Source organism: Agrobacterium sp. T29 (assembly GCF_006970545.1).
GTDB lineage: Bacteria > Pseudomonadota > Alphaproteobacteria > Rhizobiales > Rhizobiaceae > Agrobacterium > Agrobacterium leguminum.
The window spans coordinates 886627-905737 of the sequence record NZ_CP040641.1; the positions used below are offsets into that span (position 1 = coordinate 886627).

At 61.0% G+C, this 19111-nt stretch carries 14 protein-coding genes; 2 read left to right on the forward strand and 12 right to left on the reverse strand.

The window, feature by feature from the left end; translation table 11 throughout:
* Window positions 1–21: 21 nt before the first annotated feature.
* The 8 genes from FGF54_RS19140 to FGF54_RS19170 all read right to left on the reverse strand — a co-directional run bounded on the left by FGF54_RS19140 (window position 22) and on the right by FGF54_RS19170 (window position 10363).
* Complete coding sequence (locus tag FGF54_RS19140) at window positions 22–2724, reverse strand: sensor histidine kinase KdpD (RefSeq protein WP_142780775.1); 2703 nt, start codon at window positions 2722–2724, stop codon at window positions 22–24.
* Window positions 2725–2778: 54 nt separating this feature from the next.
* Window positions 2779–3345 (reverse strand): potassium-transporting ATPase subunit KdpC, encoded by a 567-nt coding sequence (kdpC, locus tag FGF54_RS19145; protein WP_142780776.1) that lies wholly within the window; start codon window positions 3343–3345, stop codon window positions 2779–2781.
* A 12-nt stretch (window positions 3346–3357) separates the two neighbouring features.
* The gene (kdpB, locus tag FGF54_RS19150; protein WP_142780777.1) at window positions 3358–5442 is read right to left on the reverse strand and encodes a potassium-transporting ATPase subunit KdpB; all 2085 of its coding nucleotides are present in this window, start codon (window positions 5440–5442) and stop codon (window positions 3358–3360) included.
* A 44-nt stretch (window positions 5443–5486) separates the two neighbouring features.
* Entirely contained in the window at window positions 5487–5648 is a 162-nt protein-coding gene (locus FGF54_RS27340) for a hypothetical protein (protein WP_168208190.1), read from the reverse strand.
* A gap of 9 nt (window positions 5649–5657) precedes the next feature.
* Entirely contained in the window at window positions 5658–7361 is a 1704-nt protein-coding gene (gene kdpA, locus FGF54_RS19155) for a potassium-transporting ATPase subunit KdpA (RefSeq protein WP_142780778.1), read from the reverse strand.
* A gap of 135 nt (window positions 7362–7496) precedes the next feature.
* A complete protein-coding gene (gene kdpF, locus FGF54_RS19160) occupies window positions 7497–7586 on the reverse strand; it encodes a K(+)-transporting ATPase subunit F (protein WP_003506089.1) in 90 nt (29 codons plus the stop codon).
* 375 nt (window positions 7587–7961) lie between these two features.
* Window positions 7962–8915, reverse strand: a complete 954-nt coding sequence (locus FGF54_RS19165) for an asparaginase (RefSeq protein WP_142780779.1) — start codon at window positions 8913–8915, stop codon at window positions 7962–7964.
* Window positions 8912–10363, reverse strand: coding sequence for an amino acid permease (locus FGF54_RS19170; RefSeq protein WP_078052064.1), 1452 nt, complete (start codon window positions 10361–10363; stop codon window positions 8912–8914). The genes FGF54_RS19165 and FGF54_RS19170 overlap by 4 nt, the downstream gene beginning before the upstream one ends.
* A gap of 273 nt (window positions 10364–10636) precedes the next feature.
* Between FGF54_RS19170 and FGF54_RS19175 the strand changes: the two genes are divergently transcribed.
* On the forward strand, window positions 10637–12064 hold the full coding sequence (locus FGF54_RS19175; protein ID WP_246666999.1) for an aspartate ammonia-lyase: 1428 nt from the start codon (window positions 10637–10639) through the stop codon (window positions 12062–12064).
* Here FGF54_RS19175 and FGF54_RS19180 read toward each other — a convergent pair.
* The 4 genes from FGF54_RS19180 to FGF54_RS19195 form a co-directional block, all read right to left on the reverse strand.
* Window positions 12033–12749 carry a FadR/GntR family transcriptional regulator gene (locus tag FGF54_RS19180; protein ID WP_142780781.1) on the reverse strand — a complete coding sequence of 239 codons (717 nt, stop codon included), beginning with the start codon at window positions 12747–12749 and terminating at the stop codon, window positions 12033–12035. The two genes, FGF54_RS19175 and FGF54_RS19180, sit on opposite strands and share 32 nt — an antisense overlap.
* A 197-nt stretch (window positions 12750–12946) precedes the next feature.
* Window positions 12947–16018 carry an efflux RND transporter permease subunit gene (locus tag FGF54_RS19185; RefSeq protein WP_142780782.1) on the reverse strand — a complete coding sequence of 1024 codons (3072 nt, stop codon included), beginning with the start codon at window positions 16016–16018 and terminating at the stop codon, window positions 12947–12949.
* On the reverse strand, window positions 16015–17100 hold the full coding sequence (locus FGF54_RS19190) for an efflux RND transporter periplasmic adaptor subunit (RefSeq protein ID WP_142780783.1): 1086 nt from the start codon (window positions 17098–17100) through the stop codon (window positions 16015–16017). Before FGF54_RS19190 ends, FGF54_RS19185 begins: the two co-directional genes overlap by 4 nt.
* Complete coding sequence (locus tag FGF54_RS19195) at window positions 17100–18176, reverse strand: efflux RND transporter periplasmic adaptor subunit (protein WP_080857497.1); 1077 nt, start codon at window positions 18174–18176, stop codon at window positions 17100–17102. Before FGF54_RS19195 ends, FGF54_RS19190 begins: the two co-directional genes overlap by 1 nt.
* Window positions 18177–18480: 304 nt before the next feature.
* Here FGF54_RS19195 and FGF54_RS19200 point away from each other — a divergent pair, with 304 nt between their 5' ends.
* Complete coding sequence (locus tag FGF54_RS19200; protein ID WP_059757763.1) at window positions 18481–19095, forward strand: TetR/AcrR family transcriptional regulator; 615 nt, start codon at window positions 18481–18483, stop codon at window positions 19093–19095.
* Window positions 19096–19111: the final 16 nt, after the last annotated feature.

A 19111-nucleotide genomic window follows, 5' to 3' on the forward strand; every position in this document is an offset into this window, starting at 1 on the left:
CTTGTCGCCGGCAATCGCGCCTTAATCATGGTCTATCACCGGCGCATCGGCGGGAACCGGCAGACTGACGGTAAACTGCGCACCGGTACGGCCCGACCTGTTTTCCGCGCGGATCGAACCGCCCATGGCCTCGATAAACCCCTTGCAGATGGATAGTCCCAGGCCCGTTCCAGCCTGCACGTGGTCCGCCTTGCGCACCCGGTAGAAACTGTCAAAGACCCGCTCCGTATCGTCGGGTGGAATACCCGGCCCCGCATCGGCCACGGAGAGGAAGATATTTTTGCCCTGCCGCCAGCCGCGAATCTCGATGGCGGTATGTTCGGGAGCGTATTTGGCGGCATTGTCGATGAGATTGAACAGGACCTGTTCGAAAAGCACAGGGTCGACCTTCAGCATCGGCAGGTCGGAGGGAATATCCAGAACGATCTCATGCCTGACGACGATTTTCGCGGCGCGCGAAAGCGCGGTTCCGACCATATCGCCGACGAAATGCAGACCGTAATTCGGTTCCATCGCGCCCGAACCGATCCGCGTCATATCAAGAAGATTGGAGATGAAGCGGTTCAGCCGCTCGGATTCCTCGATGATCGTCGAAAGCAGTTCGGCGCGGGCATCCGGCGGGATGTCCTCGGCGAAATCCTTCAGCGTTCCGGCCGAACCCAGAATGGCCGCAAGCGGCGTTTTAAGGTCGTGGGAGATGGATGTCAGGAGCGCGGTGCGCAGCCGGTCGGTTTCCGCCGCGAGCCTTGCCCGGTCGACATCCGAGACGAGCTGAATCCGCTCGATGGCGAGCGCCGCCTGATCGGCCAGGGCATCGAACAGCCGCTGCTGTTCCGGCGTCAGAAGCGGGCCGAGCCGGTCATCGTCCAGCCCCACCACGCCGACGGCGCCGCTGCCGGTGCGCAGGGGCAGATAAAGCCGTTTGGCGCCGGGAAGCGTATCCGCGCCCCTGCCCGCAGCCTTGTTATGTTCCCAGGCCCATTGCGCGGCGGCAATATCGGCATCCACCAGCGTATCGTCCGGCGGATATCCCGCCTTGACCGTGATCGTATTGTTTTCCGGCAAAAGCAGAACGATCCGAACCTTCAGCATCGAGGCCATCTGGAAAGCAGCTGCCCACAACACATCGTCCAGCGTTCCCGTCACCGAAAGCTTCTTGGAGAACAGATATAAATCTTCCGTCGTTCGCGCCCTTGCCCGCGCGGCGGCGGCCTGCCGTTGTACGGCTGCCGTGAGATTGGAGGCGACAAGCGCAACGCCGAGATAAAACAGCAGCGCCACGACACTTTCCGGATCGCGAACGGTCAGGGTGTAACGCGGCTCAAGGAAGAAAAAATTGAATGCAAAAGCACCGAGCAGGGAAGCATAAAGCGCTGGCCCCAGCCCTCCGCGTACGGCGGCGGCCAGAACCGCCATCAGGAAAACCAGCGCCAGATTTCTGACATCGAGCGTCTGGTCGAGCACGATGCCGGCCACGATCGCCAGGCCGACGAACAGGGTGCTGTTAAGATAAGGCCTTATGGAACGATGTGATTGTGCCGAGGCCGGCTTTGCGGCCTGGCCCAGCTTCTCTTCTTTTTTATCGCCGGAAATGACGTGAACGCTGATATCGCCCGCATGGTCGATCAGATCATGCGTCAGCGAACGCTGAAAAATCCGCTGCCACCACGATTTTCGCGGGCGACCGATGATGATGTGGGTGAAATTATTGGCGTTGGCATAGGAGATGATCTCCCGCGTCAGATCGAGCGCCGGCAGGGTCACCGTTTCGCCGCCGAGCTGCTGGGCAAGCCGCATCGTGCCGGCCAGCCGGTCCTTCTCCGCCTCCGACAATTGTTGCGAACGCGGCGTATCGAGATGCAGCGCCGTCCAGGGCGCGCGCAGACGATCCGCCTGCCGGCGGGCATAACGCACCAAACCCGGGCCATTGCCGCCGTGGTCCAGGCAAACCAGAACCCGGTCTCCAGCGGCCCACGGGCCGGAAATGGCATGGGACTGCATGTGGTTGAGCAATTGCTCGTCCACCCGTTGCGCGGTGCGCCGCAGCGCAAGTTCGCGTAGCGCCGTCAGATTGCCGCGCGAAAAATAATTCTCGATGGCGCGCCGGGCGGTGCGGGGCAGGTAAACCTTGCCATCCTGCAGACGCTTGATCAGATCGTCTGGCGTAATATCGATGATTTCGACATCGTCGGCCCGGTCGATAATGCTGTCGGGCACTGTTTCGCGAACACGGATGCGGGTGATCTGTGCAACGACGTCGTTCAGGCTTTCGACATGCTGGATGTTCAGCGTCGTATAGACGTCGATGCCCTGCGCCAGAATCTCCTGAACGTCCATGTAGCGCTTGGGGTGGCGGCTGCCGGCGGCATTGGTGTGGGCCAGTTCATCGACCAGAACCAGAGCGGGATGACGGGCGAGAATGGCATCGAGATCCATCTCTTCCAGCACCTGACCGCGATAATCGATACGCCGGCGCGCGATGATCTCGAAGCCCTGCACCAGCGTTTCGGTTTCCCGGCGGCCATGGGTTTCCACAACGCCGATGACGGCATCCACCCCCTCCGCCAGCTTCGCCCGGCCGGACATCAACATTTCATAGGTCTTGCCGACGCCGGGTGCCGCCCCCAAAAAAATCTTCAGCCGGCCCCGCGCCTCGCGCCGGGCGTTTTCCAGCAGCGCATCGGGCGATGGTCGGCTCGGCATATCGCGATTGTCGTCAGGCATTTAACCCACCAGTGTCGAGGCTATGGCTTGCGAACAAGCCATAGCCATTTCAGTTCATGAGCCGGCTGCGTCAAGAGCCATGTTGAGCGCCAGCACATTCACGACCGGCTCTCCCATGAATCCGAGTTCCGGTCCTTCGACATGGCGCTCGACGATGGCGCGCAGGGATGCCTCATCCATGCCCCTTGCTTTGGCGACGCGCGGCACCTGAAAATAAGCGGCCTCCGGCGAGACATGCGGATCAAGGCCGCTGCCCGAGGCCGTCACCAGATCGGCCGGAACCTCGGCCGCCGGATTTTCGGTTTTTGCGGCCTCGTAGTCCTGTTTCACCCGGTCGATGAGCTTGGCGCTCGTCGGGCCGAGATTGGAGCCGGACGACGAAGCGGCATTGTAACCATCGCCGGCAGCCGATGGCCTGCCATGGAAATATTTCTCACTGGCAAAGGTCTGCCCGATCAATTGCGAACCCACAACCGCACCACTCTTTTCAATGAGGCTGCCATTGGCCTGAAAGGGGAAGATCGCCTGAGCGAGACCCGTCATGCCCAGAGGATAGGCAAGGCCGGTGATGGCGGTGGTGGCGAGGATGAGCACCAGTGCGGGGCGAAGCTGTTTGAACATTGTCTTTACTCCTCAGGCAAGACCGAGCGCCGTGATGGCGAGGTCGATGGCCTTGATGCCGATGAAGGGAACGATGATGCCGCCGAGGCCATAGATGACCAGATTGCGCGACAGCAGCGCGCCCGCGCCGATCGGCCGATATTTGACGCCCTTCAGCGAGAGCGGGATGAGCGCGATGATGATGAGCGCGTTGAAGATGATCGCCGACAGGATGGCGCTCTGCGGTGTCGCAAGTCCCATCACATTCAGAACGCCGAGCTGCGGATAGAGCGCCAGGAACATTGCCGGGATAATGGCGAAATATTTGGCGATATCGTTGGCGATAGAGAACGTCGTCAGCGCGCCGCGCGTCATCAGCAATTGCTTGCCGATTTCGACGATCTCGATGAGCTTGGTCGGATCGCTGTCGAGATCGACCATATTGCCCGCCTCGCGTGCCGCCACCGTGCCGGTGTTCATGGCAACGCCGACATCGGCCTGCGCCAACGCAGGTGCGTCGTTGGTGCCATCGCCGCACATGGCGACGAGCTTGCCCTTGGCCTGTTCCTCGCGGATAAGCTCCAGCTTGTTTTCCGGTGTCGCCTGGGCAAGGAAATCATCGACGCCGGCTTCCGCTGCGATGGCGGCGGCCGTCATGGGGTTGTCGCCCGTGATCATAACCGTACGGATGCCCATGCGGCGAAGCTCTGCGAAACGCTCGCGAATGCCGCCCTTGACGATGTCCTTCAACTGCACGACGCCGAGCAGCTTTCCATCCCGCACGACGGCGAGCGGCGTGCCGCCGGTCTTGGCGATCTCTTCCGCAATTGTCCGGATGCCGCGTGCGGCGTCCGTTTCGGTTTTGACGGCAAGCGCCACATTGCCCTGTTGCGGAGCGCCGCCGTTAACATAGGCAAGAACAGCGTCGACTGCACCCTTGCGAATGGAGGAACCTTCGAAATCGACACCGCTCATGCGGGTCTGGGCGGTGAAGGGTACGAAATTCGCATGCAGCTTCTGCATGTCGCGGGCGCGGATGCCGTATTTTTCCTTGGCGAGAACCACGATAGAACGGCCTTCCGGCGTTTCGTCGGCAAGGGAGGCAAGCTGCGCCGCATCGGCCAGTTCCTGCTCGGAAACACCGGCAACGGGACGAAACTCGGTCGCCTGCCGGTTACCGAGGGTGATGGTGCCGGTCTTGTCGAGCAGCAACGTATCCACATCGCCGGCAGCCTCGACGGCGCGGCCGGACATGGCCAGCACGTTAAAGCGCACCAGCCGGTCCATGCCGGCAATGCCGATGGCGGACAGAAGCGCGCCGATGGTGGTGGGGATGAGTGTCACGAACAGCGCCACCAGCACGATGATCGGGATTGAACCGCCGGCATAGGATGCAAAGCTCGGAATAGTCGCCGTAGCCAGCACAAAGATCAGCGTCATGCCCGCGAGCAGAATGTTGAGCGCGATCTCGTTCGGCGTCTTCTGGCGTTCAGCACCTTCGACCAGCGAAATCATCCGGTCAAGGAAGGTGGAACCGGCGGCGGCGGTGATGCGAACCCTGATCCAGTCCGACAGCACCTGCGTGCCGCCGGTGACGGCAGAGCGGTCCCCACCGGATTCACGGATGACGGGGGCGGATTCACCGGTGATTGCCGCCTCGTTGACGGAGGCGACACCTTCGATAACCTCGCCGTCGGAGGGGATGATATCGCCTGCCTCGACGAGAACGACATCGTTCACCTTCAGGCTAGTGCCCGCCACCATCTTATACTGGCTGCGATCATCGCCGGTGAGCAGTTTCGCCTGGGTTTCGGTACGGGTCCGGCGCAGCGAATCCGCCTGCGCCTTGCCGCGCCCTTCGGCGACAGCTTCCGCGAAATTGGCGAACAATACGGTAAACCAGAGCCAAAGATTGATCTGGAAGGAAAAGCCGAGATTGGCGCCGCCCATGATGAGATCGCGGATGAACAGCACTGTTGTCAGCACGGACACCGTCGCGACCACGAACATGACCGGATTGCGGGCAAGCGTGCGTGGGTTGAGCTTTTTGAATGCGGCGGCAATCGCCGGCACGAGAATGCGAGAATCGAGGATGCTCGCTTGTTTGGACTGGCTCATGAAGAGGCTCCAGCGTTTGAAACGGGGCGACCGATAAAGGTCGATCAGCCCGTGATAACTTCGAGAGCGACGACGGCGGCGACGAGAGCCGCCATCATCGCGAGAATAAGATTGGAAGCGCACCAGCCGCCGGGCGTGGCGCTCCCTTTGACGGGAGCGCCTTTGCGGGCGGAGACGATGCGGTTACTTCGGGACTTGTCGTTCATGGCATCACCTCAGAAGAGCTGGCCTGCCGCCATCACCAGATGTTCGGCAACGGGGCCGAGCGCCAATGCAGGCAGGAAGGTAAGGCCGCCGACGATCAGGATCGTGCCGACAAGCAGGCCGACGAAAAGCGGGCCATCCGTCGGGAAGGTGCCGGCCGAGGCTGGAACGGTCTTCTTGGTGACCAGCGAACCGGCAATGGCGAGTGCCGGAATGATGACCAGAAAACGGCCCATCAGCATGCCAAAGCCAAGCGTGATGTTGTACCAGGTGGTGTTGCCGGTGAGGCCGCCGAAGGCGGAGCCGTTATTGGCGGCCGCCGAGGTATAGGCATAGAGGATTTCGGAGAAGCCGTGCGGCCCCGCCGTGCCGACCGAGGCGACCGCCGAGGGCAGCACGGTGGCCGTTGCCGTGAAGACCAGCATGGCGAGCGGCAGGCAGAGAATGGCCAGAACCGCCATCTTCATTTCCTTGGCCTCGATCTTCTTGCCAAGATATTCCGGCGTGCGCCCGACCATCAGACCCGCCACGAAGATGGCGATGACGATGAAGAGCAGAATGCCGTAAAAACCCGCGCCGACACCGCCGACGATCACCTCGCCCAACTGCATGTTGATAAGCGGGATAAGACCGCCCAGCGCCGTGAAGCTGCCATGCATCGCGTTGACCGCGCCGCAGGAGGCGGCGGTGGTGATGACCGCGAAGAGCGACGAGAGCGCCACGCCGAAACGGACTTCCTTGCCCTCCATATTGCCGCCGGCTAGACCGAAGCCGTGCATCAGCGGGTTTCCGGCCGCTTCCGCCCAATAGGTGACGGCGACGCCGGCGATGAACAGCACGCCCATGGCGGCGAGGATCGCCCAGCCCTGGCGCTGGTTGCCGACCATGCGGCCGAAGACGTTGGTAAAGGCCGCGCCGATGGCGAAGATCGACACCATCTGGAGCATGTTGGAAATGGCATCCGGGTTCTCGAAGGGATGCGCCGAATTGGCGTTGAAGAAGCCGCCGCCGTTAGTGCCCAGCATCTTGATCGCCAGCTGCGACGCGACGGGGCCGACGGCAATCGTCTGCTGCGCGCCTTCCAGCGTCTGCGCATTCACATAGGCGCCGAGCGTCTGCGGCACGCCGAGCCAGACATAAACGAGGGTCAGCACGATGCAGAGGGGTAAAAGCACGTAGAGGGTCGAGCGGACCATATCCACCCAGAAATTGCCGATCGCCTTGCCGGAAGCGCGGGAAAACGCGCGGATCAGGCCGATGGCGATTGCCATGCCTGTTGCGGCGGAAACGAAGTTCTGCACGGTGAGACCCGCCATCTGGGTCAGATAGGACAGGGTGCTTTCGCCGCCATAATTCTGCCAGTTGGTGTTGGTGACGAAGCTGACCGCCGTATTGAAGGACAATTCCGGCCCCACGGCCGCCATTCCCTGCGGATTATAGGGCAGCACCGCCTGAAAGCGCATCAGGGCATAAAGCAGGGCAAAACCAAGCAGGTTGAAGAGAAGCATGGAGAACGCATAGGTCGTCCAGTGCTGCTCCTCACGTTCGCTTGTCCCGGCAAGGGCATAAAGGCCGCGCTCGACGGGTGCGAGAACCGGCGACAGCAGGGTGCGCTCGCCATTAAAGACACGCGCCATATAGAAGCCGAGCGGCTTCACCAGCGCAAAAATGATCCCGCAAAAAAGCAGAATCTGAAACCATCCAGTGAGGGTCATGGTATTGAACTTTCAATAAAGCATCGGACCGAAAAGTGTCATGCGGTTTTCGGAAAATCCGATGCTCGGACAGAAAGAGAGAGCGGCGGATCCGATTCCATTTTTCTCTCCGCCGCGCGAACCGCCGCTTCCCGATCAGAAACGTTCGGGGCGAATGAGAGCATAGGTGAGATAGGCGGCGATAAAGACCGTGACGGCGCCGCTCAAGATATAGTCGAATGTCATCGCAGCCTCCGTCTAAAGCCGGTCGCAGGCGCGCGTATAGGCAAAGCAGAGGGCGAAAAACACCGTGGCTGCGCCGATCAGAACAACATCCATCATCGATGGGACTCCTTTTTATTCGAGGAGCCGGACAGGAAGAAAAGCGCCGTCATGTGGGACGTCGCTTTTCACTCTTTCTGGCTGAGAAGGGAACACCATCCCTTCACGCACAGAAGAATGCACCCGAACCGCATAAAGGTTCGAGACGGCCACAGAGGCAATAAAATAGGAATCTTATAGGAATTTCGATGCCCGCCGGTCGCGGGCATCGCTGCCGCTACTTAGAGTTTTGACGCATTTCCGGACGGAAAACCGGGGTCCACTTTTTCTGGAAGTGCTCTAAGAGAGCGGGCTATCACCGAAAGCGGAAACGATGGTTTCCGCCGGGCTTTTACCGGCCAGCAGCGCTGCCAGCAAAATGCGGGCCTGGCCCGGGCGAAGCGTGGATGAATGCACGGCGCCCGCCGCGACAAGATCATGCCCGCCGCCGCCGCCGCCATAAGTCGCCACCAGCCGCCCTTCCGGCACGCGGCTGGAAACGATGACGGGAACGCCGCGTTCGGCGCAGCGCTTCACAGCCTCGGCGATACGTGGATTGGCGTTGCCGGAACCGAGTGCGGCAAGAACGATGCCTTTCGCGCCCGCCTGCAGACTTGCATCGATATGGGTCGCGTCACAGCCGGGATGAATGGCGACGATATCGACGCGCTGATCGGTTACCGGGGCGGAAAGCCGCAGCATTGCGGCAGCAGCCAGCGGCCGGGCGGAGCGGAAGGCATCCGCCTCATCCGCGCTCAGCTTATAAAGCCCCCAGGCCGGCAGACAGCGGCCGCCGAAGGAGAGGAGCACGCCTTTTGCGGCATTCGCCTGATCGAGCGCTGTTTCTATGGCCCGCGCCAGATTGGCCGGTCCGTCCGCGTCCTTATGGTCTGCGGTAAACTGTGCGCCGGTGAAGACCACCGGCTTTGTGATGGCCCGCTGCAAATGCACGAGCAGCGAGGATTCTTCCATGGCGTCGGTGCCATGCAGAACCACGATGCCGGCAATAGCGGGATCATCGAGCTCGGCGCCCACCGCATCGCTGATGCGCTGCATGTCTGCCAGTGTCAGGCTGGAGGAATCCTTCGCCATCAGGTCGACCGGCTTCAGCCGGGCGTTGATCTGCGGAACCAGCGCCAGCAGATCCTCACCCGAAAGGCTGGGCGTGCTTACGCCATCGGCACCACGCCGGCTGGCGATGGTGCCGCCGGTGGCGATGACCGCCACCAGAGGCGTTGCGTCCTGCCCGCTCACTGCGATGCTCCCGCACGCTCGTCCGCAAGGCGGTAGATGCGGTCACGCAAGAGATACCAGCCGATGACGAGCGCCGGGATGATGACCAGCAGCGAGGCGATGGTCCAGGAGCCGACGGGATAATCGAAGGCCATCAGCACCAGCACGCCGAACAGGAAGATGAGCGTGAGAATGCCGGTGTACGGCGCGCCGAACATGCGGAAATCCGGACGCACGAGTTCACCACGCTTGGAAAGCTGCCAGAGCTTCAACTGGCAGAGCACGATGACGGCCCATGCGCAGATGATGCCGAGCGCTGAGAGGTTGAGCGCGATCTCGAAGGCCGAAGCGGGAACGACGGCGTTCAGCGCCACACCGAGAACGGTGACGACGGCGGTCACCGCGATGCCGCCATAGGGCACGCCGTTCTTGTTCATCTTCGCAAGTGCTGCCGGCGCCGAGCCGGAAACCGCCATCGAGTGCAGGATGCGGCCGGTGGAATAAAGCCCGGCATTGAGCGAGGACAGCACGGCGGTCAGAACCACGAGGTTCATGATCACGTCAGCGCCCTGCACGCCGATGGAACCGAAGAAGGTGACGAAGGGGCTCTCGCCGGCCTTGTAGGCGGTATAGGGCAGAAGCAGCGCGAACAGCAGCACCGAACCGACATAAAAGACCACGAGACGCAGGACCACGGCCCGGATGGCGCGGGGCATGACCTTGCGCGGGTCTTCCGTCTCGCCTGCCGCCGTGCCGATCAGTTCGATGGAGGCATAAGCGAAGACGACGCCCTGTATGATGACGAAGGCTGGCAAAATACCGTTCGGGAAGAAACCGCCATTATCGGTGATGATGCTAAAGCCGGTGACATGGCCTTCGATGGGGGTGCCGAAAATGACGAAATAAATGCCGACCACGAGGAAGATCGCAAGCGCCAGCACCTTGATGAGGCTGAACCAGAATTCGAGCTCACCAAAGACCTTCACCGACAGCATGTTCATGGCCAGCACGACCAGAAGCGCCGTCATCGCGAAGACCCACTGATCGATACCCGCAAGCCACGGAACATATTGCTTGAAGAAATTCATGTAGAGAGCAACGGCGGTCACATCCGCCACCGAGGTCATGGCCCAGTTCAGCCAGTACATCCAGCCGGCCGCGAAGGCCATCTTCTCGCCGTAGAACTCACGGGCATAGGACACGAAGGAACCGGAGCTCGGACGATGCATGATCAACTCGCCGAGCGCGCGCAGCACCAGAAAAGCGAAGAAGCCGCAAAGCGCATAAACAAATACCAGCGCCGGGCCTGCCTGTGCCAGACGTCCGCCCGCACCGAGGAAAAGCCCGGTGCCGATGGCGCCGCCAATGGCGATCATCTGAATCTGACGCGGCTTGAGGGCCTTGTGGTAACCGAGGTCTTCTTCGACGAAGACCTCACGATCGGCAGACGCCGTTTTCCCAGAATGCATGGATATTTATCCTCCCGATAAAGTGCTTGCAGTCGGCGATAAGCCGGAAATGAAAATGAAACTGGCACAGTCCGCGCTGGAATATGGCCAGCATGCATGCTCATGCGCGCTGTAAAGCTGCATGACAGATTTTTGCCCCTCATAATGGCAGATAATGCCGTTCGTCAAGCGTATTCGATATGATTGACCTTCTCCTCCACCCCAATTAAGGTCAAAAAATCTGTAAGACAGCTTTACAGATATAGCAACGCTTAAAAGCCAGTGGAGGAAAAAGTGAGCGTGACGCGCAAGGAGCATGATTTGCTCGGGACCAAGGAAATTCCGGCGGATGTCTATTGGGGCGTGCACACGGCGCGCGCCGTGGAAAACTTCAAGATCACCGGGGTGACCATCGGCCACAACCCCTATCTCGTCCGGGGACTGGCCTATGTGAAGGAGGCGGCGGCACGCGCAAACCACGAGCTCGGCCTTCTGGACACAGAACGCATGCAAGCCATCGCCGCAGCCTGCCGCGAAATCCGCGCCGGTGCGCTGCATGAGCAGTTCGTGGTGGATGAAATTCAGGGCGGAGCCGGCACCTCCACCAATATGAACGCCAATGAGGTCATCGCCAACCGTGCGCTCGAACTGCTCGGACACGAAAAAGGCGATTATGCCCGGCTTCACCCGAACGACCATGTCAATCTAAGCCAGTCGACCAACGACGCCTATCCGACCGCGATCAATGTCGGGCTGATCGAGGCCATCGACGATCTGGCGGCTTCCATGGGCGTGCTGAAGGATGCCTTCGACCGCAAGGCGCAGGAATTTGCCGGCTTCATCAAGATCGGCCGCACGCAATTGCAGGACGCCGTGCCGATGACGCTCGGCCAGGAATTCCGCACCTTCGTGGTGATGCTGGGAGAAGATCAGGCGCGCCTCATCGAATCCGCAGCACTTCTGCACGAGATCAATCTCGGCGCCACCGCCATAGGTACCGGGCTGAATGCGCCGCGCGGTTATGCCGAGCTTGCCTGCCAGCACCTGGCGGAGCTGACCGGACGGCCGCTGGTGACGGCGGCGGACCTCATCGAGGCCACGCAGGATCCCGGCGCTTTCGTGCATCTCTCCGGCGTGCTGAAACGCGTCGCCGTCAAACTATCGAAAACCTGCAACGATCTTCGCCTGCTCTCTTCCGGCCCGCGCGCTGGTATCGGCGAAATCACACTGCCCTCCGTTCAAGCGGGTTCCAGCATCATGCCGGGCAAGATCAATCCGGTCATTCCCGAAGTGGTCAACCAGGTGGCCTATGCGGTGATCGGCAATGACATCACCATCACCATGGCCGCTGAAGCCGGGCAATTGCAGCTGAACGCTTTCGAGCCGATCATCGTGCGAGCCTTGTCGCAGAGCATCAGCCAACTCAGCGCCGCCTGCCGCACGCTGGCGGAACGCTGCGTCGACGGCATCGTCGCCAATCCGGCCATCATGGCGCAGCGCGTGGAAGAATCCATCGGTCTCGCCACCGCGCTCAACCCGCTGATCGGTTATTATGCGGCGACAGAAGTGGCCAAGGAGGCGCTTGCCAGCGGCCGCACGGTGCCGCAGGTGGTTCTGGAACGCGGTTATCTCACCGATGCGCAATTGCAGCAGGCGCTGAGCCCGCGGCACCTTGCCAACCTGCCCGCCGTCACGGCTGGCGAAGCCGATCTTCGCCAATAATCGTCGTCACCACCTGCTTCACCTGGCCAAGGTGAAGCTCCATCGCCTCCCGCGCCTCGGGCGCTGAACCCCGCCGGATCGCCTCGACGATCCGGCGGTGCTCGAAATTCGAGGCGACGCGACGACCGGCCATCAGGTTGACCATCTCTGACTGTTGGGAAAGGGCCTCGCGGGCATCGGCCACCACCTTGGCGAACAGCCTGTTGGCCGATGCTTCCGCAATGGCGCAATGGAATTGCCCATCCAGCAGCACCCAGGGATGCGGCCTTTCTTCGGCTTCCATCCGATCACAGAGGTCAAGCAGGACTTCCAGCTGAGCATCCGTGCGCCGCAACGCCGCCCAACCGGCCGCAGGAACTTCGATGAAGGGGCGGGCTTCGATCAGATCGCGGGCGGAATAGGCGCCGTAATTCAATTCGGAAGGCGGGGTCGGCGTCATCACATAGGTGCCGCTTCCGGTGCGGGTCTGCGTCAGCCCCAGGGTCTGGAGCGACCGTAAAGCCTCGCGAATAATCGGCCGGCTGACGCCATATCGAGCGGCCAGATGGGCTTCGGAAGGCAGCCGGGTGCCGACCGCAAGCTGCCCCGAAGTGATGGCGGAACGGATATCATCGAATACCGCTTCTGCGGCATTCTTGCGATTGATCGGCTGCGCATCCGCAAGCCAATCCGACAACCCGCCCATCTTCAAACCCTCCGCACTCTCAATATGTTCGCAATATCAACGCGAAACCAGAATCGTCCAAACGCAAAAAGGACGGCCACCGCTCTCGCGGCCAAGCCGACCTTCCTAACATTATCCTGCCCGCCGGAACAACGACGGCGGATATTTTTGTTGGAGCGAGGATGCAGCATCGCCGCACCCTCGCTACGCGTCAGATATTACGCCTTGATTTCCGCTGCCTCCGGCTTGTCATCCTCACGCGGAATGCGGAACCACGCGACATAGAGCGCCGGCAGGAAAAGCAGCGTGAGCGCTGTGCCAACCACAATGCCGCCCATCATCGCATAGGCCATAGGGCCCCAGAAGATTTCCCGCGATATGGGGATGAGAGCAAGGGTGGCCGCCGCCGCCGTCAGCATGATCGGCCGCATGCGATGCTCGGTCGCCTCGATGACGGCACGCCATGCCGAAACCCCTTCGCTTCTCAGATGCTCGATCTGCACGACGAGAATGACCGAGTTGCGGATCAGGATGCCGATCAGCGCCAGCACGCCGAGAATGGCGACGAAGCCCATCGGCGCATTGGAGAAGAGCAGCGCCACCACGACGCCGATCAGGGCAGTCGGCGCCACGGCGAAGACCAGGAACAGCCGGCTGAAGCTCTGCAACTGGATCATCAGGATGGTCGCCATCGCAAACAGCATCATGGGCACGACAGCGACGATCGGTGCTTGCGAATCCGCACTGGATTCCACCGAACCGCCCGTCTCCAGCGTGTAGCCGACGGGAAGCGTTTTCTGGAACGCCTCGATCTTCGGTTTCAGCTGCTCCACAATCGTCGCCGGCTGCGTCGGGCCGATAATGGCAGCCTTGACGGTGACCGTCGGAATCCGGTCGCGACGCCAGATGGTCGGCTGCTCCAGCTCATAACGGAAATTGGCGATTGCCGAGAGCGGCACGGCCTTGCCGTTGGTTGCCGGCAATTGCAGGTTTTGCAAGGTCTCGATGGAGCCGCGCTCCGAAAGCTGCGCCCGCGCCACCACGTTGACGAGGTAGATATCGTCCCTAACCTGCGTGACTGTGGACCCTTCGACAATGCTGTTCATGGCATTGGCGATATCTTCCGACGAGACGCCAAGCTGGCGGGCCTTGTCCTGCAGAACATCCACTTTCACCACGCGCGTCGGCTCGTTCCAGTCCATCACCATGTTGGACAGCAGCCGGTGTTCGCCGACGATGCCCGACAATTGTTGCCCGAGCTCGCGCACCTTCTGGATATCAGGGCCACTCAGGCGATATTGCACCGGCTTTCCGACCGGAGGACCGATATCGAGCAGTTTCACGAAGGCGTCGGTGCCGATAAAAGTCTTGTTCAGATAGTCCTGCAACTCGGCGCGCACCTTGTCACGCACATCCAGCCCCTTGGTGACGATGACCGTCTGGCCGAAGGTGACGTCAGGCGTCTGCACGTCGAAGGACAGGATGAAACGCGGCGCGCCTTCGCCGACATAGGTTGTCCAATGGTCGATATCCGGATTCTTGGCCAGCATGTCCTGCTCGAACTGCGCCATCTGCCGGTTGGTCTCGGCAATGGAACTGTTCTGCGGCAGGTTCCAGTCAACGATCAGCTCCACGCGGTCGGATGACGGGAAGAACTGCTGCTGCACAAGGCCCATGCCGCCGACGGAAAGGCCGAACAGCGCAATGGTGAGGATAATCGTCACCCAGCGCCAGCGCAACGCCCGGCCGAGAAGCCAGGAAAAGGCGGAGGCAAAGCGGCCCTTTTTCTCATGATGCGATTTCATCGTCTTTGGCAGGATCGTCACGCCGAGCAGCGGCGTGAACAGGACCGCGACGATCCATGACACGATCAGCGAAACGGCGATCACCACAAAAAGCGTGAAGGTGAATTCACCCGCCGCACTGTTGTTGAGACCAACCGGAATGAAGCCGGCAACGGTGACCAGCGTACCAGTCAGCATCGGGAAAGCGGTCGAGGTGTAAACATAGGTCGCCGCTTTCCTGAGATCGTCTCCCACTTCAAGCCGCGCGACCATCATCTCGACGGCGATCATCGCATCGTCGACGAGAAGCCCGAGCGCGATGATGAGAGCACCCAGAGAGATGCGCTGCAAGGAAATGCCGGTATATTCCATGTAGACGAAGGTGATCGCCAGCACGAGCGGAATGGAAACGGCAACCACCATGCCGGCCCTGAGGCCAAGGCTGATGAAGCTGATGACGAGAACGATGGCGATGGCCTCGAACAGCGCCGAGGTGAAGCCCGAGACCGCCTCATCGACCACGGCCGGCTGATCGGACACGCGATGCACATCGACGCCAACAGGCAGATCAGCCACCACCCGCTTCATCTCAGCATCCAGCGCCTCACCGAAATGCAGCAGGTTCGCGCCGGTTTTCATGCCGATAGCAAGGCCGATGGCCGGCTGGCCGTTGAAGCGGAACAGCGAGGACGGCGGATCGACATAACCGCGCCGGATCGTCGCCACTTCCGTCAGCGGGAAAAACCGGTTGTTGACCCGCAGGTTGATGGACCGCAGGCTGTCTTCCGAGGTGAACTGGCCGCTGACGCGCAGCGCCACGCGCTCGGGCCCGGCATTGACGAAGCCGGATTGCGTGACGGCGTTCTGGGCTTGCAGCGTCTTGATGATCGACTGCTGGTCGATGCCGAGCGCCGCGATCTGCCGCGTGGAAAACTCCAGATAGATCGTCTCGTCCTGTGCGCCGATGACATCGACCTTGCCGATATTGTCGACAGTCAGCACCTTCGCACGCGCATCTTCCACCAGATCGCGCAATTGCCGCTGGCTGAGACCATCGCTGGTGAAGGCATAGATATTGCCATAGACATCGCCGAAGCGGTCGTTGAAGAAGGGACCGACGACGCCGGAGGGAAACTCGCCCTTGATGTCGCCGATCATGTTGCGCACCCGCACCCATGTCGGCTCGACGTTGCGCGCCTTGGTTTCCGGCACCAGTTCCACGAAGATCGTCGTGCGACCGGCGACCGTCTGGCTGCGCAGATGGTCGAGATTGTCGAGTTCCTCGAGCTTCTTCTCGATCCTGTCGGTCACCTGCCTCGCCACCTCTTCGGCGGAAGCGCCGGGCCATTGCGCGCTGATCACCATGGTCTTGATGGTGAAGTTCGGATCTTCCTCGCGGCCGAGGTTGAGATAGGAGAAAACGCCGGCAAGAACGAAAACCAGCATGAAGTACCAGACGAGCGAACGGTGTTCGAGCGCCCAGTCGGAGAGATTGAATTTCTTCACTGACGGACCTCCTGATCGATCCTGATGGCCTGTCCATCCTTGAGCTTGTGAACGCCGGCGCTGGCAACACGCTCGCCGGGCTTGACGCCGCCGGTGATGCGCACGTTGCCGCCTTCGGCAGGCTCGCCCTCTATCGTGACCGGGCGGAACGTTACCGTTGCCGTATCGGCATTGACGATCCAGACACCCCACCCATTGTCGGTCTTCAGCAGAGCCGATGATGGAAGCATGATCTGCGGTTCGGATGCGGCAAGCACGGAGGCCGTGACGACGGAACCGAGCCGGAATGCCGGCGGCGCATCCTGCAGGCTGATCTTCGTGCGGCGCGTGCGTGTCGCCGTTTCGGCTTCCGGAGCAATCTCGCGCACCACGCCGGTGGTGCGAATTTTCGGATCGAGCTGCAGGGCGATCTCGAAGGCGGAGCCGATCTCCAGCCGTTGCGCCGCAAATTGCGGAACGTCGACCACCACGTCGCGCACTTCCGGACGGGCAATGGTCACGACCGTTTGCCCGGCCGAGACGACCTGACCGATTTCGCCCGAAGTTGCCGTCACAACGCCGTCAAATTCCGCATGCAGCTGCGCATAACCCAGCTGCTCCTCGGCCTTGTCCAGATTGGCGCGGGCCTTGGCGACGGACGCATTGGCGGTGCGGGTGGCCTGCTCGGCCTCTTCCAGTGCGGCTTCCGTGCCGCTGCGGGCTTCCGCCAGCACACGCTGGCGCTGCTCGGTCGTCACTGCATTGGCCAGCTGCGCTTCCGCATTGGAGAGGTCGGATTGCGCGCTCTTCACCGCAAGCTCGAGCGCCAGCGGATCAATCGAGGCCACCACGTCACCCTTCTTCACCAGATCGGCCACATCGACATTGCGGGCGATAATGCGCCCGAGCACGCGAAAGCCGAGATCGGTCTGAATGCGCGATTCCACCGTGCCGGTCAGCCGCAGGGCGTCAGCCGGCTTCTCTTCCACGACGACGGAAAGCACCGGGCGCGGCGCCTCGGCGGCGGCTTCCTGCTTGTCCTCGCAGGAGGAAACCGCAATCGCCACAGCCACCAAAAACAAGCTTTTGTATATACTGGACATTATTGTGCCTGCCCCTTTTCATAGGCGACCTTTTCACCGGCGCGGAGAAATTTGGTGCCGACGGTGACGACGAGATCGCCGGGATTAAGCCCCTGCGTGATGACGAATTGACCCGTCTCGTAATCGGCGACCTCGATGCGCCGCATGGCGATTTCCGAAGATTGCGGATCGACCACCCAGACGGCGGGGAAGCCGTCCTGCGACGTCATCGCCGACCACGGAAGCTCAATCGCATCGACCTGTTTGAAGCGGAAATGGCCGGATACGGGCGCGCCGAGCGGCATGGTCATATCGCCGTTAAGACCCACCTTGACCCTGATCGTTCCATTGTCCGGGTCTATCGTCGGAGAAATCTCCCGCACCGGCGCCGCAACGCTGCGGGCGGGGTCCGACAGGAGGCTGACATTGACAAGATTGTCGATATCGCGCTCGAGGAAGAGGGATTCGTAGACATCGAAGACCGCATCGCGCGGTCCGTCATGCGCCAGCGTAAAAACGAGCTGGGCGGCCTGCGCCACCTGGCCGACCTCCACATTACGCGCCGTGATAACGCCATCCGCATCCGCCCTGAGTTCGGTATAGGACAGGGCATCCCGCGCCGTATCGAGCTGCGCCTGCGCCGATCTCACCGCCCCTTGCGTCGTGAGCAGGGTTTCCTGGGCCTTGTCGACCGCCGAACGCGAGGTCACCTGCGTCTTGAACAGGCTTTGCTGACGGTCGAACGTCAATTGCGCCTGCGTCTGCTGCGCTTCCGCAGATTGCAGGTTGGCCAGGGCGACATCGAGATCGGCCTTTTGCTCTTCGGGATCCATGCGGGCAAGCAATTGCCCGGTCTTCACCCGTGCGCCCACATCCACCAGCCGCTCGGTGATCTTGCCGCTGACCCGGAAGGACAGATCCGTCTGGACCCGTGCCTTTACTTCGCCCGTGATGACGCTACCGCGATCAACGGGCTTTTTCTCAGCCGCGACCACATCGACGGTGCGGAGCGGCTTTTCGGCGGGCGGCTCTTCATTGCTGCAGGACGACAGGGCGAAAATACCGCCAAGCGCCGCCGCGATAAGAATGGTTCTCATGGTGACCTCTTGATCTTCGCCTCATCCTATAATATTTGACTGACTGAATAGTCAATGAAATTCTTATGCCGCTGATTGGGGAGCTGTCCGGAGTATCGGTACAGGTTCCCGAATGATCGTTCCCTTCTCGTCCGGCACATACCTGCGGGCGCATTGGCAATGTTCCGGCATAGTGAAGCATGCGCGCGCCTTCACAAAAATCGTTCCGGTTTTTGCGCCGGTGCTATAGGCAAACCCATCTCTCATTTCCGCCAATCGCGACGGACAGAAGGGCACGCGTCAAAAAATAGAAGGATCCGGGGCCATGGCGAAAGCAAAACTGACACGTGCTGAACAGAAGATACAACGTCCGTTGCAAATTCTCGATGCCGCATTCGAGGAATTCACCAAAAGGGGATTTACCGCGACGCGGGTGGAAGACATCGCGGAACGGGTGGGGGTGACGAAAGGGACGGTCTACGTCTATTTCGAAACCAAGGAGGCGCTCTTCGAAGCGATGGTCAAGCATGCCTCCCTGCCATTCCAGGAGGCGTTCAAGGCCTATACGCATACATCCGACGACCCGGTCGAGGAGCTTCGCCTGCTGCTGGAATTCCTGTTCGATGCACTCGTCGACAACAAGAAGATGCGGGAACTGTTCCGCTTGATCCTTGCGGAAGGCGCAAAATTTCCCGATCTCATCGACCAGCACCATGACACGTTGATGGCGCCTGTCTTTGCGCGCATCGATACGATCCTCGAGGAGGGCGTGGCGAAAAAAAGGTTCAGGGCCAATCCTCCCGAACTTGCCAAAGTCGTGATGTCGCCCATGGTCGGAACATTGGTGTTTCGGCTGATTTTCAACGACCGACGCATTCTGGACAGACAGGCCGTCCTGAAAATACATCTCGAGCTGATCATGCGTGGGCTGTTGGCATAGGCATCATTCTTCGCGG

Bases quoted from the DNA above. Each gene is read 5' to 3' on its own strand.
- FGF54_RS19140 (WP_142780775.1), bottom strand. From the start codon at position 2,724: ATGCCTGACGACAATCGCGATATGCCGAGCCGACCATCGCCCGATGCG.
- kdpC (WP_142780776.1), bottom strand. From the start codon at position 3,345: ATGTTCAAACAGCTTCGCCCCGCACTGGTGCTCATCCTCGCCACCACC.
- kdpB (WP_142780777.1), bottom strand. From the start codon at position 5,442: ATGAGCCAGTCCAAACAAGCGAGCATCCTCGATTCTCGCATTCTCGTG.
- FGF54_RS27340 (WP_168208190.1), bottom strand. From the start codon at position 5,648: ATGAACGACAAGTCCCGAAGTAACCGCATCGTCTCCGCCCGCAAAGGC.
- kdpA (WP_142780778.1), bottom strand. From the start codon at position 7,361: ATGACCCTCACTGGATGGTTTCAGATTCTGCTTTTTTGCGGGATCATT.
- kdpF (WP_003506089.1), bottom strand. From the start codon at position 7,586: ATGACATTCGACTATATCTTGAGCGGCGCCGTCACGGTCTTTATCGCC.
- FGF54_RS19170 (WP_078052064.1), bottom strand. From the start codon at position 10,363: ATGCATTCTGGGAAAACGGCGTCTGCCGATCGTGAGGTCTTCGTCGAA.
- FGF54_RS19180 (WP_142780781.1), bottom strand. From the start codon at position 12,749: ATGGGCGGGTTGTCGGATTGGCTTGCGGATGCGCAGCCGATCAATCGC.
- FGF54_RS19190 (WP_142780783.1), bottom strand. From the start codon at position 17,100: ATGTCCAGTATATACAAAAGCTTGTTTTTGGTGGCTGTGGCGATTGCG.
- FGF54_RS19195 (WP_080857497.1), bottom strand. From the start codon at position 18,176: ATGAGAACCATTCTTATCGCGGCGGCGCTTGGCGGTATTTTCGCCCTG.
- FGF54_RS19200 (WP_059757763.1), top strand. From the start codon at position 18,481: ATGGCGAAAGCAAAACTGACACGTGCTGAACAGAAGATACAACGTCCG.